This window comes from Campylobacter sp. CFSAN093249, assembly GCF_011067895.1.
GTDB classification, from domain to species: Bacteria; Campylobacterota; Campylobacteria; order Campylobacterales; family Campylobacteraceae; genus Campylobacter_D; species Campylobacter_D jejuni.
Genome location: NZ_JAAMWM010000001.1, coordinates 112,822 through 131,895 on the forward strand (window position 1 = coordinate 112,822; position 19,074 = coordinate 131,895).

At 27.8% G+C, this 19,074-nt stretch carries 18 protein-coding genes and 2 pseudogenes; 14 read left to right on the plus strand and 6 right to left on the minus strand.

Annotated features, from left to right (window positions below; genetic code table 11):
* The first annotated feature begins 3 nt into the window (after window positions 1–3).
* The gene (gene bioD / locus FBF10_RS00610; RefSeq protein ID WP_004308372.1) at window positions 4–609 is read left to right on the plus strand and encodes an ATP-dependent dethiobiotin synthetase BioD; all 606 of its coding nucleotides are present in this window, start codon (window positions 4–6) and stop codon (window positions 607–609) included.
* On the opposite strand, the gene FBF10_RS00615 is transcribed toward bioD, so the two are convergent.
* Window positions 596–1,879 carry an adenosylmethionine--8-amino-7-oxononanoate transaminase gene (locus tag FBF10_RS00615; protein WP_004308375.1) on the minus strand — a complete coding sequence of 428 codons (1,284 nt, stop codon included), beginning with the start codon at window positions 1,877–1,879 and terminating at the stop codon, window positions 596–598. The genes bioD and FBF10_RS00615 overlap by 14 nt on opposite strands.
* Before the next feature lie 67 nt (window positions 1,880–1,946).
* Between FBF10_RS00615 and FBF10_RS00620 the strand changes: the two genes are divergently transcribed.
* Genes FBF10_RS00620 through FBF10_RS00650 form a run of 7 tightly spaced genes read left to right on the plus strand, consistent with a single transcriptional unit; the run spans window position 1,947 to window position 7,114 of the window.
* Entirely contained in the window at window positions 1,947–3,089 is a 1,143-nt protein-coding gene (locus FBF10_RS00620) for a pyridoxal phosphate-dependent aminotransferase family protein (protein WP_002894788.1), read from the plus strand.
* On the plus strand, window positions 3,086–3,697 hold the full coding sequence (locus FBF10_RS00625; protein WP_002901201.1) for a pimeloyl-ACP methyl esterase BioG family protein: 612 nt from the start codon (window positions 3,086–3,088) through the stop codon (window positions 3,695–3,697). The genes FBF10_RS00620 and FBF10_RS00625 overlap by 4 nt, the downstream gene beginning before the upstream one ends.
* Window positions 3,694–4,380, plus strand: coding sequence for a malonyl-ACP O-methyltransferase BioC (gene bioC, locus FBF10_RS00630; protein ID WP_002894792.1), 687 nt, complete (start codon window positions 3,694–3,696; stop codon window positions 4,378–4,380). The genes FBF10_RS00625 and bioC overlap by 4 nt, the downstream gene beginning before the upstream one ends.
* Window positions 4,381–4,430: 50 nt before the next feature.
* Window positions 4,431–5,180: a molybdate ABC transporter substrate-binding protein gene (modA, locus tag FBF10_RS00635; RefSeq protein ID WP_002894794.1), complete on the plus strand. Its 750-nt coding sequence runs from the start codon at window positions 4,431–4,433 to the stop codon at window positions 5,178–5,180.
* Entirely contained in the window at window positions 5,177–5,578 is a 402-nt protein-coding gene (locus FBF10_RS00640) for a hypothetical protein (protein WP_002894796.1), read from the plus strand. Before modA ends, FBF10_RS00640 begins: the two co-directional genes overlap by 4 nt.
* On the plus strand, window positions 5,571–6,245 hold the full coding sequence (modB, locus tag FBF10_RS00645) for a molybdate ABC transporter permease subunit (protein ID WP_004308377.1): 675 nt from the start codon (window positions 5,571–5,573) through the stop codon (window positions 6,243–6,245). The genes FBF10_RS00640 and modB overlap by 8 nt, the downstream gene beginning before the upstream one ends.
* Window positions 6,242–7,114, plus strand: coding sequence for a sulfate/molybdate ABC transporter ATP-binding protein (locus FBF10_RS00650; protein WP_004308379.1), 873 nt, complete (start codon window positions 6,242–6,244; stop codon window positions 7,112–7,114). The genes modB and FBF10_RS00650 overlap by 4 nt, the downstream gene beginning before the upstream one ends.
* A gap of 12 nt (window positions 7,115–7,126) precedes the next feature.
* Here the strand turns inward: FBF10_RS00650 and FBF10_RS00655 are convergent, their stop codons facing one another.
* The 5 genes and pseudogenes from FBF10_RS00655 to surE form a co-directional block, all read right to left on the minus strand.
* Window positions 7,127–7,951: a CPBP family intramembrane glutamic endopeptidase gene (locus FBF10_RS00655; protein ID WP_044261113.1), complete on the minus strand. Its 825-nt coding sequence runs from the start codon at window positions 7,949–7,951 to the stop codon at window positions 7,127–7,129.
* 105 nt (window positions 7,952–8,056) lie between these two features.
* Window positions 8,057–8,803 carry an OXA-184 family class D beta-lactamase OXA-627 gene (locus FBF10_RS00660; RefSeq protein WP_109545081.1) on the minus strand — a complete coding sequence of 249 codons (747 nt, stop codon included), beginning with the start codon at window positions 8,801–8,803 and terminating at the stop codon, window positions 8,057–8,059.
* Between the two features lie 35 nt (window positions 8,804–8,838).
* Window positions 8,839–9,249, minus strand: a pseudogene (locus FBF10_RS08515) (GNAT family N-acetyltransferase).
* On the minus strand, window positions 9,233–9,892 hold the full coding sequence (locus FBF10_RS00665; RefSeq protein WP_079261549.1) for a tRNA threonylcarbamoyladenosine dehydratase: 660 nt from the start codon (window positions 9,890–9,892) through the stop codon (window positions 9,233–9,235). Before FBF10_RS00665 ends, FBF10_RS08515 begins: the two are co-directional and overlap by 17 nt.
* Window positions 9,882–10,658: a 5'/3'-nucleotidase SurE gene (surE, locus tag FBF10_RS00670; protein WP_002854555.1), complete on the minus strand. Its 777-nt coding sequence runs from the start codon at window positions 10,656–10,658 to the stop codon at window positions 9,882–9,884. The genes FBF10_RS00665 and surE overlap by 11 nt, the downstream gene beginning before the upstream one ends.
* A gap of 254 nt (window positions 10,659–10,912) precedes the next feature.
* Here surE and FBF10_RS08680 point away from each other — a divergent pair, with 254 nt between their 5' ends.
* From FBF10_RS08680 to FBF10_RS00700, 6 genes and pseudogenes are all read left to right on the plus strand, one after another.
* Window positions 10,913–11,134 carry a glycerol-3-phosphate transporter gene (locus FBF10_RS08680; protein ID WP_020246855.1) on the plus strand — a complete coding sequence of 74 codons (222 nt, stop codon included), beginning with the start codon at window positions 10,913–10,915 and terminating at the stop codon, window positions 11,132–11,134.
* Window positions 11,125–12,084, plus strand: coding sequence for an MFS transporter (locus FBF10_RS00680; RefSeq protein ID WP_002857303.1), 960 nt, complete (start codon window positions 11,125–11,127; stop codon window positions 12,082–12,084). The genes FBF10_RS08680 and FBF10_RS00680 overlap by 10 nt, the downstream gene beginning before the upstream one ends.
* A 263-nt stretch (window positions 12,085–12,347) precedes the next feature.
* Window positions 12,348–13,100, plus strand: coding sequence for an AcfC family glycoprotein adhesin PEB3 (gene peb3, locus FBF10_RS00685; protein ID WP_002859846.1), 753 nt, complete (start codon window positions 12,348–12,350; stop codon window positions 13,098–13,100).
* A gap of 98 nt (window positions 13,101–13,198) precedes the next feature.
* Window positions 13,199–16,062 (plus strand): annotated as a pseudogene (locus tag FBF10_RS00690) (DEAD/DEAH box helicase family protein).
* Window positions 16,055–17,896, plus strand: a complete 1,842-nt coding sequence (locus tag FBF10_RS00695; protein ID WP_004308388.1) for a site-specific DNA-methyltransferase — start codon at window positions 16,055–16,057, stop codon at window positions 17,894–17,896. Before FBF10_RS00690 ends, FBF10_RS00695 begins: the two are co-directional and overlap by 8 nt.
* Before the next feature lies 1 nt (window position 17,897).
* Entirely contained in the window at window positions 17,898–19,052 is a 1,155-nt protein-coding gene (locus tag FBF10_RS00700) for a serine/threonine-protein kinase (RefSeq protein WP_002859843.1), read from the plus strand.
* Window positions 19,053–19,074 lie beyond the last annotated feature (22 nt).

Below are 19,074 nucleotides of genomic sequence, written 5' to 3' on the forward strand. Positions count from 1 at the left end.
TTTGTGCAAATTTATGTAAGTGGAATACATACTGATGTAGGAAAAACACATTTTAGCGCAGCTTTTTGTGCGAATTTTAACTATGATTATTTTAAACTCATTCAAGCAGGAACTCCAACAGATAGTGAGTTTATTGCAAAATTTAGCCCAAAAACAAAGATTTTTAAAGAAGGTATTTTTTTGCAAACTCCAGCTTCTCCTCATCTTGGAAAAATCAAAGAAAAGCTTGATTATAAAGCCTTAGATATCATTTTACCAAAAAGTGAGAACCTACTTATTGAGCTTGCGGGTGGGCTTTTTTCTCCTATGGATGAAAATTACACTATGATTGATTTTGTGAATATTTTTAAACACCCTACGATTTTAGTAGCAAAATACTATCTTGGAAGCATTAATCATATCTTGCTTAGCATTGAAGCTTTAAAGCAAAGAAATATCAATCTTTTAGCCCTTGTGATGATGGGCAAAAAAGATACCTTTCAAGATGATTTTATAAAAAATTATGCAAAAATTCCCATAATTAATCTTGATTTTTTTGATGAAAATAGCATTTTAAATCAAGATTTTAAAGAGCAAATGCAAGAAATTTTGCAACTTAAAATTCCTTAAAAATTTGTTCTAAACTCTCTACTACATAAACGATTTGTTCTTTTGTGATGATGTAAGGAGGCATAAAATAAATCGTATTTGCTAAAGGTCTTAAAAGCAAACCTTTTTCTAAGGCTTTTTGAAATACAAAAAGTCCCACGCGTTCGTGTTTATGGCTTAAAATATCAAAAGCACTGATCATTCCACAAGTTCTAAAATTTCCTAAAAAATCAAATTTTTTAAGTTTTGAAAATTCTTGCTGGATAAAGGTGCTTAAAATTTGATTTTTTTCTAAAATATTTTCATTTTCAAAGATATCTAAAACCGCATTAGCTGCTGCACAAGCTAGAGTGTTTCCTGTATAACTATGAGAGTGTAAAAAGGCTTTTTGTTCGCTATAGGGTGCATAAAAGGCATTATAAATTTCATCCTTTGTAAGCACTACAGAAAGAGGCATAAATCCTCCTGTAATCCCCTTTGAAAGACAGATAAAATCGGGGCTTTGTTTGCATTGATGCAAGGCAAACAAAGTGCCTGTGCGTCCAAAACCCACTGCAATTTCATCAAAAATCACTTGCACATTAAAATCATGGCAAAGCTTGATCGCTTCATCAATAAAACCAGCTTCATACATGTGCATATTTCCCGCACATTGCACCAAGGGTTCAAGTATAAAAGCGCAAATTTCATTCGAGTGTTTTTCTAAAATATCTTTTAAAATTTCAAGCTCTTTAGTATAGTCTTTACCTTGTGGCACAGGAGTGCTTAAACACTCTAAAAGCAAGGTTTTGTAAGTATCTTTATAAAGTGCAACATCGCCCACACTTAAAGCCCCTAAGGTTTCGCCATGATAGGAATTGCTTAGGGATAAAAATTTATTTTTTTTCAAACCTTTATTTAAATGATAATGAAAACTCATCTTAAGTGCTACTTCAATGGCACTTGATCCATTATCCGCATAAAAACATTTATTAAAATCACGCCCCACTTTTTCACAAAGTCTCGTAGAAAGCTTGATGATAGGCTCATGTGTAAAACCTGCTAAAATCACATGCTCAAGCTCATCAACTTGTTTTTTGATGGCATTTGCGATTTTTTCATTACAATGACCAAAAAGATTTACCCACCAAGAACTCACACAATCCATATAAACCTTATCATCAAAATCATAAAGCCACACGCCTTTTGCTTTTTTTATAGGGATTAAAGGTAGGGTTTCGTGATCTTTCATTTGTGTGCAAGGGTGCCAAATGTGTTTTAAATCGAGATTTTTTAAGATTTGATTTTGCATTATAACTTCTTTTTTAAAAATATTTTGGCAAAATAATACTTTAAATTTTTAAATTTACAGGAAAAAAATGAAGCTTGAAAAAATTTTGCAAGATCTAGAGCAAAATCACAATCTAAGAACTCTAACACCTTTAAAACATGAAAATAAATTTGTTTATAAGCAAGATCACAAACTTTTAAATTTAGCAGGAAATGATTATCTTTATTTGGCGTCTTCTAAAGAGTTAAAAGCTGAGTTTTTAAACACCCTAAAAGAACAAGATTTGTTTTTTTCAAGTTCGAGTTCAAGAAGTTTGAGTGGAAATTTTGAAATTTATGAAGAATTAGAAAGTTTTTTAAAGACTAAATTTAAAGATAAGGAAATTTTACATTTTAATAGTGGTTATCATTTAAATATCTCTTGTATAGCAGCACTTTCTAGCGTTTCTAAGACGCTTTTTTTAGCCGATAAATTTATTCATGCAAGTATGATTGATGGCTTAAGACTTAGCGGGGCTGATTTTTTTCGTTTTCATCACAAAAATATGAATCATTTAGAGAGTTTAATCCAAAAACATTATGAAAATTATGAAAATATCATCGTTTTAAGCGAAGCTTTGTTTAGTATGGATGGAGATTTTAGCGATTTTAAAACTTTGTGTGAGCTTAAAAAGCGTTATGATAAAATCAAGCTTTATATAGACGAAGCACACAGCGTGGGTTGTTTTGATGAAGAGGGTTTGGGGCTTGTTAAAAAACTAGCCCTGGAAAATGAAGTGGATTTTTTGGTTTTTACCTTTGGTAAAGCCATTGCTTCCATGGGTGCTTGTATAATATGTGATGAAAAATATAAAAAATTTTTCATCAACAAAGCTAGAGCTTTTATTTATTCTACAGCTTTGCCACCTATTAATGTAGCTTGGACGCAATTTATTTTTAAAAAAATGCCTTATTTTAAGAAAGAAAGAGAAAAATTAGAGCTTTTAAGCACTTTTTTTAAAAGTAAATTGCAAGAAAAAAATCACATCGTTTTAGGTGATGCTTATATTATTTGCTTGCTTTTAGGTGAAAATAAAAAAGCCTTAGAAATTTCACAAAAACTTCAAAAAGCTGGATTTTTTGCTCCTGCGATTAAAGAACCTACTGTGCCAAAAAATACAGCTAGAATTCGTTTTTCTTTGCACGCAGGACTTAACACAGAAGAACTTGAAAGGATAATGGAGCTTTTATGAAATATGAATTTTTATGCAAAAATCCTGATTCAAAAAAACTTATAGTGGTATTTGGAGGGTTTGCTTCACATCCTAGTCATTTTTCGCATTTAAAAAGCGATAAAAATGTGATTTTATTTTATGATTATGAAAATTTTGATTTAAATTTTAATTTCAAAGCTTTTGATGAGCTTTTTTTAATCGCTTTTTCTATGGGGGTTTGTGTCGCAAATAGAGTTTTAAAAGAGCTTAATTTTAAACAAAAAATAGCCATAAATGGCACAAATTTAGGTATAGATAAATCAAAAGGAATTCATCCTACAATTTTTAAAAAAACCCTGCAAAATTTTAAATTAGAACATTTTAAAAAGGCTTTATTTAAAGAACGCAAAAGCTTAGCCAAAGATTTTATTTTTAAAGATGAAAAAGCTTTGAAAATAGAGCTTGAAAAACTTTTTGACTTTGCTTTAATAAAACAAGAAGAAAATTTGCTTTGGGATAAGGTTTATTCAAGTAAAGAAGATGAAATTTTTCCGCCAAATGCCTTGAAAAATAGTTTTAAAAATTTGATTTTTTTAGATGAACCGCATTTTGCTTTTTTTCATTTTAAAACTTGGGATGAGCTTTGAATTTTTTAAAAGCAAAAGATTATGAAAAACATGCAAAAGTGCAAGATTTCATGGGTTTAAAACTTTGTGAAATTTTAAAAGATTTAAAAATTTCACATTTTGAAAAAGTGTTTGAATTTGGTTGTGGTAGGGGTGAATTGAGCAAAAAACTTCAAAATTTCATTACTTTTGATGAGTATTTAAAAAACGATATTTTAGATTTTAAAGAAAATTCTAATATTTTAATTTTTGATATGAATGAAATTTCAAAACAAGATTTAAGTAAAGAGAAATTTGATCTTATTGTTTCAAATGCAACTTTGCAATGGCTTGATTTAAAACAAATCATACCCAGTCTTAGGGATATGCTAAATCAAAATGGGATTTTACTTCTTTCTACTTTTGCAAAACAGAATTTAAAAGAAATCAAACAAAGCACGGGTTTTGGTTTAAATTATTTTAGCTTAAATGAATTAGAGCAAATTTTTAAAATCTATTTTAATGAGGTAAAAATTACTCAAGAACTCGTAGAATTAAGCTTTGATAATGCTTTAGATGTTTTTAGACATTTAAAGTTAAGCGGAGTAAATTCTTTAGGTTTTTATCCTTTAAATAAAGGTTTTTTAAAAGAATTTGAAGAAAAATTTCAAAACAAACTCACTTATCATCCTGTATTTATTTTATGCAAAAATGATATAAAATGAATTTTTTGTGTTATAATCTAAAAATTAAATTTTTACACAAGGAAAACTAAATGAAAAAGTTTGTAGTATTTTTTGGGATTTTGCTTTTTGTTTCGTGTTTAAATGCACAAAATTTAAGTATTTTTGTAGCTTCTTCAGCTTCAAAGGCGATGAGTGAAGTTAAAGATGAGTTTTTGAAAACACATCCAGAAGATAAAATAGAATTGGTTTTTGGTGCTTCTGGAAAATATTATGAGCTTTTAAAACAAGGGAGAGAATTTGATCTCTTTTTTTCAGCGGATACTAAATATGCTAAGGCTATTTATGATGATAAAAATGCCTTAATAAAGCCAAAAATTTATGTTTTAGGAGTTTTGGCTTTGTATAGTTTGGATGAAAATTTACTCCAAGGAGGCGTTGAAAATTTAAAAGAAAAGGCAGGTAAAATCACGCATCTAAGCATAGCCAATCCTAAAGTAGCTCCTTATGGAGTAGCGGCTAAAGAAGTGCTTGAAAATTTGGATTTAAATGAGCTTTTTAAGGATAAAATCGTTTTAGGCGAAAATATCTCAGTGCCTGTTTTACATGTAGATAGTAAAAATGCAGATATAGCTATAGTGGCTTATTCTTTAGTTTCTCCTATTAATCATCCTAAGGGTAAGGCTATTATAATTGATACAAAGTATTTTAGCCCTTTAGAGCAAAGTTATGTTATCACAAAATATGCTAAGGATAAAAAATTGGCCTTTGAATTTAGCGAATTTATTGGCTCTTCAAAAGCAAAAGAAATTTTTAAAAAATACGGATTTAGCACACCATGAACCTTATAAAAGGACAAATTTGTGAGCTTTTAAATCAAGAGGATATAGTTATTGTTAAAATACTTTCTAAAGAAGTGATTTTTAGTGTTTTAATGCTTGAATTAAAATCTTTAGAAAATTTAAAAATTGGTGTGAGTGTAGAACTTCTTTTTAAAGAGCATGAGCTTTGTTTTAGTGCAAGCAAAACTCTTTTAAGTGTTGAAAATTCTTTTTTAGCTAAAATTACAAAAATTAAAAAAGGCGAACTTTTGTATCAGGTATTTTTTGATTTTAAAGGTAATGAACTTTCTAGTATTATCACCAAAGAAAAAGCTTTAGAACTTGAAATTTGTAAAAATCAAGAATGGCTTTGTTTTGTAAAAGCAAATGATATTGTATTAAGGAGTCATAGTGCTTGATCCAGCTTTTTTACAAACTCTTTATCTTACTTTTAAACTTGCTTTTATCACGACTTTTATTCTTTTTTTTATTGGTGTATTTTTAGCTTATTTGTTAAGTTTTGTGCGTTTTCCTTTTAAAACAATCCTTCAAAGCTTTATTTCTTTGCCTTTGATTTTACCTCCTAGTGTTTTGGGATTTTATTTGCTTATAACTTTTTCGGCTAATAGTTTTTTAGGGCAAGTTTTAAAAGAATATTTTAATCTTTCTTTGGTTTTTAGTTTTGAAGGTCTTGTTTTTGCTTCTTTGATTTTTTCTTTGCCTTTTATGGTAAATCCTTTACAAAGTGCCTTTTCATCGATTAATCCAAATTTGCTCGATGCTTCTTATAGTTTAGGTAAAAGTAAAATTTATACTCTTTTTAGAGTAATTTTACCTAATTCTAAAGCAGGAATTTTTAGTGCTTGTGCGATGAGTTTTGCTCATACTGTGGGTGAATTTGGAGTAGTGATGATGATAGGAGGACATAAACAAGGTGAAACTTTAGTGGCTAGTATAGCTATTTATGATGAACTTGAAATCTTAAACTATAGCTTAGCCCATCAATATGCTTTTATATTGTTTATTTTTTCTTTTTTAGTACTTTTTAGTCTTTATTTTATCAATAAAAAAATGAGTTTTCAATGATAAGAATTGATATCAATCATCCTATGAATACCGCTAAAGGAAGGCTAGATTTAAATTTTAAAAAAGATATAGAATCAGGAAAAATTACTGCACTTTTTGGCGAAAGTGGAGCAGGAAAAACCACTCTTTTAAAAATCATAGCGGGACTTATAAAGCCTAAATTGGGGCGTATAGAAGTAGATAATGAACTTTGGTTTGATTCTTCAAAAAATTTTAGTTTAGCTTTACAAAAAAGAAAAATTGGTTTTGTTTTTCAAGATTATGCGCTTTTTCCAAATATGAATGTAAAAGAAAACATCGCCTATGCCGCTAGTTCTAAAGCAAAGGTTAGCGAGCTTTTAGCCTTAATGAAACTTGAAAATTTAGCTAAAATTTATCCTAAACATTTAAGCGGGGGGCAAGCACAAAGAGTAGCTTTAGCAAGAGCTTTAGCAAGAGAACCAAAAATCTTGCTTTTAGATGAACCTTTGAGTGCTTTGGATTTTAAAATGCGTGCAAATTTACAAGATGAATTAACCAAGATTTTAGAGTATTTTAAAATAAGTACTTTATTGGTAAGTCATGATCTAGCTGAAATTTATAAGTTAAGTCATAGAATTTTAGAGCTTAAAAACGGAAAAATTATTAAAGATTTTCCTAAAAATGAATTTTTTACTCATTCAAATATCAGCGCAAAATTACGCTTAAGTGCAACTTTGCTAGAAATTAAAAAAAGTGATATTTTAGTGGTTTTAACCTTGCTTTTAAATCAAGATATTATTAAAATCACTCTTAGTGAAGAGGAATTTCTAAAAGCTTATCAAGATATAAAAATAGGCGATACTCTCGTACTTTCAGTAAAAGCTTTCAATCCTTTAATTCTTAAATAACATATAACTTGATTATGATTTTAAATAAAAAGGATAAGTAAAAAATATCAAATGAATTAAATTTAATCCACAATGAAATAATACACTTATCCATAAACTTTTGTTATATTTATATGCTAATCCATATATAATTCCAGCTAAACTCGCAAAAATAATCATTAAAATTCCACTTCTATAATGAATCAATCCAAAAGCTATACTTGCTATCAATAAAGCAAAATTTGGATTTAAAATTTGAGAGAGTCTTTGTTGAAGATAACCTCTAAAATACACTTCTTCAACCAAAGCTACCAATAAAACATTAGAAAATAAAAAATAGGGTAACCACCAAGGTAAGCTAAATTCAAATTTCAAAACATTAAAATACCAAGGTATAGATAATAAAAATAAAGGACTTAAAATTAATAAAATCCATTTGAGTAATGAAGCTTTTACATAATTTTTATTTGTAAATAAAGCAGGTAACAATAAAAACAATATAAATACACCTATAGGTTTATCAAAATTAAAGTATAAAGTAAATGGTGCACTATTTTCACTTGCATAAACCTTATCTAAAACTTTTATATTATTAATTCCTGGTATAAAATGTAAAAATAAGCCTATACAAAAAACAAACAATATCAATTCTAAAATAAGTGATTTTTTATATCTATAATATAAAGCCAACCCAAATGCAATAATATTAATTACTATAAAAGTGATATTAATTATCTTAAAATAATAAGCAAAAAATACACTAATTATAAAAAATAAATAAGCTGTTTTAATTTTATTAAAAGACAACAAAACCAAGGCAAGTGCTAAAAAGCATAAGTTACCATGGACATCTAACATTTCTCTTAAATAAATTTAATATAATCAGTATTTTATATCTATTTTTCTTAAAAACTATTATATTGCGATATTTTGATCATTAAACAATTTCTTATAAAAGCTTAATTAGTTTAAAGAATAAATATATTTTTCTAGCAATTCTTCTCTTATTTTAAGATTTTTAATGTTCTTTATATCAACATTTAAGGCAAAAGATAAAATTTTGTTTTTACTCTCTATAAATCCAACAATCCAAGCCAAATTTATACCATCATTAAAACCTGTTTTAGCATAAATTTTTTGGATTTTATCTTCTTTAAAAAGAATAATTTTTTTAACTTCTTCTTGACTTTTCTTGGAAAAAGGTAAAGAATTTTGTGAAAGTTTAAAAAGCAAATCAGCTTGATTTTTTGCAGAAATTTGTAAAGAATTATCCAACCAAAAGGTATCGATTTTTGAAATTTTTGTATTTCCATAGGAAAGTTTATTTAAGCTTTCTTGCATGGTTTTAAGTCCTATTTTTCTTGCCAATTCTTTAAAAGCAGGCACTTGAGAGCGTTTTATGGCTGAGCTTAAACCAGCATCTTGTTTCCAAGAGGGCAAAAATACTTTTTCACCCTTATAATGATAAAAAATTTCCTTTGTATCTTTAACTACACCATTATCAAGCGCAATTAAAGCATTAAAAATTTTAAAAGTCGAAGCAGGAGAAAAAGGTTCTTTAGCTCTTTTAAAATTATTACTTGCATAATGTTTTCCATCAAAAGTTATAAAAACTCCGCTTGTATTGTAGTCTTTAAAAAAATCTTTTAATTTATCATTTGCCAAAGCAAAAGAGTAAAAAAGACTAAAAAGTAAAAGTATTTTTTTCAATTTATTTCCTTTTTCATGAAGAAATTTTTTAATTCTTATTGGTCTATTATAACAATGTTTTCTTTGATGATTTTAAATCCTGCTTTTAAAAAGAAATTTTTAACACTAAAACTAGCAAAAGCGTAAATTTCACTATAAGGATAGCTTTTAAGAGTAAATTCCAATAAAGCTTTAATAAACCTTGATGAGCATAGTTTGCATGAATAAAGCAAAGATCGAGTGTTTTTTCTTCTAATATTTATACTTATAAAATATATGATTTGGCCTTTTTCTTCATAAACAAAGCCTAGTTGATTTTGAAATTTTTCTTCTCAAGTTTTTTGGTTTATATTAATCCAAGCATGAATTTGTTCTTTTGTGTAATCATTTTTACAAAGAGTGAATACGTTTTGCTTACAAAGCTTGATACAAGAAGCTAAATCTTTTATATCAAGCTTTCTTATCAAGTACTTTCCTTAAAGCCAAAGAAGCTAAAGCAAGTCCAAAAGAAGCTGTTACACCCATAAATGAACCAAGGTCTTTACAATGAGCTTCTTCATCAGAAAACACCACATCAAAATTTCCCTTAAAGCCTGATTTTCTAAGCTCATAACGAAATTTTTTCGCTAAAGCATCGCCGTGAGTTTTAAAAATACTTGTAGTTTTAATGCGTGTTGGATCAAGCTTTCTAGCTCCACCTGTTGAGGAGATAAAAATTTGTTTTTTAAAATCTATAAGATGAGCCAAAGCTACTTTTGCAGGAATATCATCAATGGCATCTATGATAAGATCAAACTCGCTTAAATCAAAATTTTTTAAAAAATTTTCATCGATTTTACTGACTATACCTTTAACCTTATAAATTCTTTCAAATACTTTAGCCTTTTCTTCGCCTATATTTTCGCTATGAATTTGGCGATTTTGATTGGTAATTTCAAATTTATCCGCATCGATTAAAGTAAGGTTTTTAAAACCACTACGATAAAGCGCATCAACGCAAATTCCACCCACTCCACCAAGTCCGCAAACCAAAACTTTTGTTTGTGAAATTTTTTGAAATTTTTCTTCTCCAACTAGCCATTTTATACGTGTAAATCTATCATTCATCATTTGCCTTTAACCATTTTTTAACTTTTTTCATTCTTTCATAAGCTGTAAGATCCAGCATTATAGGTGTTATTGTAGCGTAGCCTTTTTTAAGTAAGGCAATATCGCTATTTTTCTCATCTTCAAAGTCTAAATTCGCCGCTGCAAGCCAATAGTACTCTACTCCTCTCGGATTGACATTTGAATGGGCTTCAAAATTATAAACCCTTTTGCCTGCTTTACAAATTTTAATGCCTTTGATTTTTGATTTTGCAGGAAAATTGATATTTAAAAATTCTTTTTTTTCCAAAGGAAAACCTTTATCAAAAATATTTTGAATGATTTTTTTGGTAATTTGTAAAGCATTTTTATAGTCTAGTTCTTTTTCGCTTTTTTTATAAAATTGAGAAAGAGCGATAGCAGGAATTCCTTGTAAAACCGCCTCCATAGCTCCTGCGCAAGTTCCTGAGTAGGTAATATCCTCGCCTACATTAGCACCTTTATTAATCCCACTTATTACAAGATCAGGCAAACGCTTTTTGTATAAAGCATGCAAAGCAAGATAAACACAATCTGCTGGAGTGCCATCATCAAGTTTGTAAAATCTTTTTCCCACTTTAACAAAACGCAAAGGTTTGGTTAGGGTTATAGAGTGCGAACAAGCTGATTTTTCACTAGCAGGAGCTACTATGGTGATCTTGGCTTTAAATTCTTTTGTTAACATCTTAATGAGTTTTTTAAGTCCTTCGCTTTCATAACCATCGTCATTAGTGATAAGAATTTCTTTCATTGTCTTCCTTGCAAAAGATAAAAATCTGGATTTTAACATATTTTTTTAAAGCTTCATAGTATAAAATTTTAATTTTTAAATTATATAAATTTCGTATTATTTTTAATTATTTTTTTATTTTATATCGATTAACATTATTTAAACTATAAAAATATAAAGTTAGTAAGGATGGTTTAAATATGTTTGATTTTTTCAAACCTAAGGCAAAAGCTATTAAATTTCCTCTTTAGGAAATTTTACCTAGATATTACAAAATGAGAACTTGGAGTTTAAGTGGGGTTTTTATAGGATATATGGGATATTATCTTGTGCGAAATAATATCACTCTTTCAACTCCATTTATACAAAATCAACTTAATCTCAGTAAATCAGACATCGGAACAATCACAGGCTCAATGCTTATAGCTTACGGGATTAGCAAGGGTGCAATGAGCGTTATAAGCGACAAAGCTGGTCCTAAAAATACATGGCTTTAGGTCTTATTTTATGTGCTCTTGTAAATGTTTTACTTGGTTTTTCAAATTCTTTTTACGCTTATGTAGGTTTTGTTATCGCGCTTGGGGTTTTTCAAGGTATGGGGGTAGGTCCTTCTTTTATCACTCTTGCAAACTGGTATCCTAAAAAAGAGCGGGGAATTTACACGGCCGTTTGGAATATCTCACATAATATAGGAGGCGGGATAGTTGCTCCTATAGTTTCGCTTTCAGGTTTTGCTTTAGCAGCATTATTGGGTGTGAGTATGGCAAATTTTAACGAAACATATTGGCACATGAATCATTTTTATACTCCTGCTGCTTGTGCAGTTATCATTAGTCTTTATGCGCTTTATGCAGTTAAAGGAAATCCTAAAAATGAAGGTTTGGTTGATATTACTGAAATCAATGAAATGCGAGGGATTAAAACAGAAGAAATCAAAGCTATAGAAACTCCAAATTTAAGCAGTTTTGAAATTTTTTATCATTATGTACTTAAAAACAAAAATGCTTGGTATGTGGCTTGGATGGATACTTTTGTTTATATGGTGCGTTTTGGGCTTATTTCTTGGCTTCCTATTTACTTGCTAGAAACAAAAGGCTTTAATAAAGAACAAATAGGTATTGCCTTTTGGCTTTTTGAATGGGCTGCTATACCTTCTACTTTACTTGCAGGATATATTTCAGATAAAATTTTTAAAGGCTATAGAATGCCTCCTGCTATAGGCGCCATGGTGATTATTTTCTTTATGATTATTGGATATTTTACTTCAAATAATCTTTATATGGTTATTTTCTTTGCAGCTATGGCGGGGTGTTTAGTCTATATACCACAATTTTTAGCAAGTATGCAAACTATGGAAGTCGTTCCTGCTTTTGCAGTAGGATCTTGTGTAGGACTTCATGGCTTTATGAGTTATGTAGTCGGCGCTTCACTTGGAACAAAAGCATAGGTTGGGCTGTGGATTGCTATGGTAGTTGGAATGCTGGTCTTATCATGCTCCTTAGTGCTTGTATTCTTTGTATACTTTGTTCTACTTTATGTCATTTTAGCGCTAAAAAGAAGCATCAATAACAATTTTAACTTTTGCTTGCAAAAATACCAAGCAAAAGTTAGATTTTAATAATATTTTTGTTACATTATAACTATTTATTAACATATAATTTCTAAAATCTTACCTTCAATCAATAAAAATTTATCATAAAAGGAAATACTATGAAAAAAATTATTACTTTATTTGGTGCATGTGCCTTAGCTTTTAGTATGGCAAATGCAGATGTAAACCTTTACGGACCAGGTGGCCCACACACGGCCTTAAAAGATATAGCAAACAAATATAGCGAAAAAACAGGCGTTAAAGTAAATGTAAATTTTGGCCCTCAAGCGACTTGGTTTGAAAAGGCTAAAAAAGATGCAGATATTTTATTTGGCGCTTCAGATCAATCGGCTTTAGCTATAGCGAGTGATTTTGGAAAAGATTTTAATGTGAGTAAAATCAAGCCTTTATATTTTAGAGAAGCCATCATACTTACTCAAAAAGATAATCCTTTAAAAATCAAAGGTTTAAAAGATTTGGCTAATAAAAAAGTAAGAATCGTTGTGCCTGAAGGTGCTGGAAAGAGCAATACTTCTGGAACTGGAGTTTGGGAAGATATGATAGGTAGAACTCAAGATATAAAAACCATACAAAATTTTAGAAACAATATCGTGGCCTTTGTTCCAAATAGTGGAAGTGCAAGAAAGCTTTTCGCACAAGATCAAGCCGATGCTTGGATCACTTGGATTGACTGGTCAAAAAGCAATCCTGACATAGGAACTGCCGTAGCTATAGAAAAAGATTTGGTTGTTTATAGAACTTTTAATGTGGTAGCTAAAGAAGGTGCGAGCAAAGAAACACAAGATTTTATTGCTTATTTAAGTTCTAAGGAAGCTAAAGAAATTTTTAAAAAATACGGCTGGAGAGAATAAACCTTCATACACGCTTTTTAGCGTGTATTCTTGCATAACTTCTTTTAATTAAGCCAAAATAAGATAAAATATTTAAAATATTTTATCGGAAAATGTGAATGATTTTTGAAAAACAAGAGTATCAAGTTAAGTGCATAGATAATATTATCACGCTTTTAAAAGATTTTGATTTTAAAAGACAGGATAATTTAAAAGAATGTTTGAAAGAATTTTACAACAACACCTTTTTACCAGTGCAAAATATAAGTGATAAATTAAATTTAGATATTTTAATGGAAACGGGCACAGGTAAGACTTTTACTTATTTAAATTTGATATTTGAACTTCATAGGCAATTTAAGCAAAATAAATTCATTATTTTTGTTCCAAGAAAAGCAATTTTAGAAAGCGTAAAACAAAATATAGAACTCACAAAAATTTATTTTTATTCAGAATATCAAAAATATTTAAAAGTCTATTACTACTCAGATGGTAAGAGTCAGAGTGCTATTATTAATCACTACATTAACAATAAAGATGAGCTTTCGGTATTGGTTTTAACCAATAGTGCTATTGATAAAAAAACCAATTTGCTTAATCAACAAAATGAAAGTTTATTTAAAAGTTTATCTGAATTCAAAAGCGTTTTTGAAAATATCATAGATTTAAAACCTATTAGTATTATTGATGAGCCCCATTTGCTTAAAGGAAAGGCTTTTAATGAATATTTTTCAAAAATAAATTCACTTTATTTTCGCTTTGGAGCAACTTTTCCAAAAGAAAAAGATTATGAGCTTAGTAATATGATTTATTGTCTTGACTCCATATCTGCTTTTAAAGAATATCTTGTAAAACAAGTCAAAGTACATACTTTAGGAGTAAATACAAACAATATTTTTCTTAAAGAGTATAAAAATAAAAAAGCAATTTTTACCTATACTTTAAATGGCATAGAAAGAGAAGAAACAATAAAGTTACAAGATAGTTTTTCTCTTTTAAATAATGCCATTTTAACGCAAGTAAAGGATAATAAAGCTTATTTTAATGATGAAACTATTATCGAGAAAAAAGAAAGTTATGTTTTAAACAATGATGAAATTAAAGAACTTTTAAAAAAAGCGATTGACTTGCATTTTGAAAAGGAAGAAAAACTTTTTAAAAAAGGTATCAAAGCTTTAAGTTTGTTTTTTATCCCGAACATCACAGATTTTAGGGGCGAAAGTCCTTTTATTAAAAATACTTTTGAAGAACTTTACAAAGAAAAACGCAAGGAAATTTTAAAGCTAAATTTAGATGTTCGATACAAAGAATATTTAGAAAAAGACTTTGATGAAGCGGGAAATTTAAGAGTTCATCAAGGCTATTTTAGTGGTGATAAAGGAAGTCCTGATGAAAAAGAAGCTAATGGAGTAAAGCTTATTTTAGAAGAAAAAGAAAAATTACTTTCTTTTGATACTTCTTTGCGTTTTATTTTCAGCGTTTGGGCTTTGCAAGAAGGCTGGGATAATCCAAATATTTTTACTTTAACCAAACTTTCAAATTCTTCTTCTCAAATTAGCATTCATCAACAAGTGGGGCGTGGTTTAAGACTTTGTGTTAATAATAAAGGCAAGAGAATTACGCATAATTATTTAGATTTTGATGACAATCAATTTTATGATATTAATTATCTTGATATTTTAGTGAGTGCAAGAGAAGTTCATTATATAGAAAATTTACAAAAAGAAGTTTTAGATTCTAGCTTTAGATTTGATAGCCAAACACTAGAAAAAAACTTTCTTGAGAATTTATTAAATGTAGATTTAGCTAATGATTTAATTTATCTTTTAAAAAAATCAAAATTAATTTCTTACAATAAAGAACAAAGTAATTATAAAATCTTATCTCCTATATATGAAAGTATAAAGGATAATGAAGAGTTTAAAGAACTTTTAGGCGATAAATTTGATAAATTCTTAAATATATTTAAAGAAAATTCAAACAACACTCATGAGCAAATCATCAATGCTAAAAATCAAGATAATAAGGTCAAAATAAGAACGCATTTAGCCAAAGATTTTAAAGAGCTTTGGGAAAAAATTAATAAAAAAGCACAAATAATTTATCAAAACATAAACGAACAAAATATTATAGATGAAGTTATACTAGCTTTTAATGCTTTAAATATAGAAAAAGAACGCGTGTATTATGAAAGAAAACTTTTTGACGCTAAGCAAAATTCTATCATCACTGAAGAAATTAAAACCTTGGAAGAAATTGATTATAAAAAAAGCCTTTACCAAGAAATACAAAATTTGCTTTTAAATTTCAGTAAAGATGAAAAATTTCCTTTAGTATTTTTGCTAAAAATTTATGAAAAACTTGATAAAACTAAATTTGAAAACTCTCCAAAAAAAGCTTTTAATAGCCTAAAAAACATCATCAAAGATAAAATTCATCATAGTTTATTACACTCTATAAATTATAAATTTTCTCTTCATACTTTTTCAAATTCTTATGAAAATTTGATAGAAAATGGTGAATTTAAGAAAGTATCGCTATGCAAAAATTAGGGCGTTACAAAGATGATGAAGAACCGGCTAAAAATTATCTTTATGAAAGTGTGATTTATGATTCAAATATAGAAAAAGAAATCATCAAAGAAAATCATGAAATTATCGAAACTAAAACGATAAAAGTTTTTGCCAAATTACCAAAACTTAGCATCCCTACACCTTATAAAAACTATGAACCTGATTTTGCTTATTTTTTAGAAGATCAAAAGGGTAAAAAAATCTTTTTTGTATGCGAAAGTAAAGGCTATGATAAAGAAAGTGATATCGCATTAAATGAAAGAAAAAAGATAGATTATGCTAGAGTGTTTTTTCAAAAATTAGATGAGAATTTAAAAAATGAAAATATAAAAATTATTTTTAACACAAGGATAAATAAACAAAAATTAATTCATTGTATCAATGAAGTTTTAAAGGAAAATAATGCTTGATATAAATAAAATCAAAAAAGAAAATTTAATCAATACAAAAGAAAATAAAAATGAACTTTTAGAGTATTTAAAGCTAAATTTCCCACAAACCATAAAAGATGGACAAGTCGATTTAAAGGCTATTGCTATGCTTTTAGGCTTAAATAATAAAGAAATTAGAGGTTATGAGTTAAGTTTCACAGGCAAAGCTTTAGCAAATGCTCTTTACGATACTCCAAATACTAAAGAATTAAAATTTCATAAGAGTTTAAGCAAAAACTTTGAAACTACTAAAAATGCTATCATAAAAGGGGATAATCTTCATGCCTTAAAACTTTTAAAATCCGCTTACTATGAAAAAATAAAAATGATTTATATCGATCCGCCTTACAATACTAAAAATGATAAATTTATTTATAATGATGATTTTGTAAAAGAGCATAAAAAACTTTTAATAGAAGTTGGACTTTTAGAAATCACAGAAGAAGGTGAAGAAATCGGAAGTGAAATTTTAAATTTCTTTATCAATGCTAAAGGCGACAGAAGTCATAGTACATGGCTTGGCTTTATGCTACCACGCCTTAAACTTGCTAGAGATTTACTAAGAGAAGATGGAGTGATATTTATAAGCATTGATGATAATGAACAAGCAAATTTAAAGATTCTTTGTGATGAGATTTTTGGGGAAGAGAATTTTATTTCATGTTTTATTTGGCAAAAAAAATCAGGTGGAGGACAGGCAAAATATTTTTACGAAGGACATGAGTATATGCTTATATATACAAAAGATAAAACAAATTTAAATGGACTTTTTAAATTTAAAGAAAAACCAGAAATTAACAATGATTTGATAAGAAAAGTCCACGGTAAATATACCAATAATGAATCCATTAAAAAAATTTTAAATTTATATCCAAAAGACACTATCGATCACAGAAATTTAATGTTTGAAGAATTAGATATTTTTTTAAAAGAAAATATGATTAGTGAGAAAAAATATAATGATATAAAATCAAAAATTGACAGCGGCGAGTATTTTTTACAACAATATAAAGATACAAAATTTCATCTCATTTGCTCTTATCAAGATGATAATTTATCAAAAATGTATTCCATATTTAGTGGGCATTGGACTTCAGATGGAAATGAAGAAATAGAAAGCATATTTAATGGCAAATTGGTTTTTGAAAATCCAAAACCAACCACATTAATAAAGGAAATATTTTTTGCAAATACAAATCAAAATGATATTATCCTAGACTTCTTTGCAGGTAGTGGCACGACAGCACAAGCGGTAATGGAACTCAACGCAGAAGATAATGGAAATCGTAAATTTATTCTAGTGCAACTTGATGAAAAAATCGATGAGAATAAAAGCAAAGTGGCTTATGATTTTTGTAAAAATGAACTAGGAAGCGAAAACCCAGTTATTAGCGATATAACCATTGAAAGAGTTAAAAGAGCGGGTGAGAAAATTTTAAAAGAAAATAGGGATAAAAATTTAGATTTAGGCTTTAAAGTATTTTCTCTTGTAGAAAAACCAGAACTAACAAAAGATGAATTAAACACTTTAAATTTAAAATATCATGAAAATTTAAGCCCTTATGAGAAAGCTTTAAATTTAGCCTTGCTAAATGGTAAGACTTTAGACAAAGACTTAAAAATGATTTTAAAAGATAAACTTTATGAGTGCGAAGATTGTTTTTATATAGTAAATTGCGATGATGAAGTTTTAGATTTTTTAAGAAAAACACAAAATGAAAATGTGTATATTAATGGATATGATGATATAAATTTAGAAGATTATTTAAATCTTGAAAGCTTTTTAAAAGAACGCTTGAAAATGGTGTATTAAGATGGGCCAAGAAATTATTAAATTTATTAAGCAAAAAGATTATGAAAAAATTACTTTCTTAGATGAAGGATCATTTGGTAAGGTTTTATTGATTAGAGATGTTTTTATTGATGAGCTTTTTGTTGTAAAAAAATATGATCCAGATGATATACTAGATGAAAATAATAAGAAAAGATTTTATAAAAATTTTTTAGATGAGATAAAAATTTTATACAAGTTAAATCATAAAAATATTGTTAGAATTTTTAATTATTATCCTTATGAAAATATTTATACAGCTTATATTATAATGGAGTATATACAAGGGAAAAATATTAAAGAGTATTTTGATGATGAAAATAACTTGGAGAATTTAAATTCTATTTTTATACAACTAATTGAGGTCTTTGCCTATATAGAAGAAAAAGGCATTATACATAGGGATATAAGAGAAAAGAATATTCTTATAGATGCTGACGGGGTAGTTAAAGTTATTGATTTTGGTTTGGGAAAGGTTTTTGATATAAGTAAAAACGAAGATACCCTAAATTCAATTATAAATAGAAATGATGTTGATACTTTACCAGAAGAGTATTTTCAAAAGGAATATACAATTCAAACTGATATTTATTATTTAGGTGATTTGGTTTATAGACTTATTAATAACTTAGCAGAAAATAAACATAATTTTGAATATTTTAATATTTTAAATAAAATGATTAAAAAAGAAAAAAAATTTCGTTACCAAAGTTTTGCAGATATAAAGAGAGAGTTAAACAAAGAAAATTTTGTTAATTTAAAAATTAGCCAAGAAGATAAAGCGATTTATAATATTTTTTCAAATTATATTATTGGTTATATTGATTGTTTTATAGGAGAGCCTGTATTAAATGCTAATATAAATGAAATTCTAGGAGAAATTGATAAGGTTATTCAAAGAAATTCTTTTAATGAGTATATTGAAAACAATTCTAAACTTATAAACATAATCATTAAAAATAATTTTCATACACAGCAATATCCTAGTTCTATCAAATGTGAAGAGTTGGATAAATTTTATAAGTGGTTTAAAGCGTTAAATGGCAAAATGCAAAAACTTGTTTTAGATAATCTTGAAGAAAAAATATCTCAAATTCCTTTTATATCAAAAAACGATGATTTTGCCTTGCCTTTTTAATTATATAAACTAAGCAAGTATA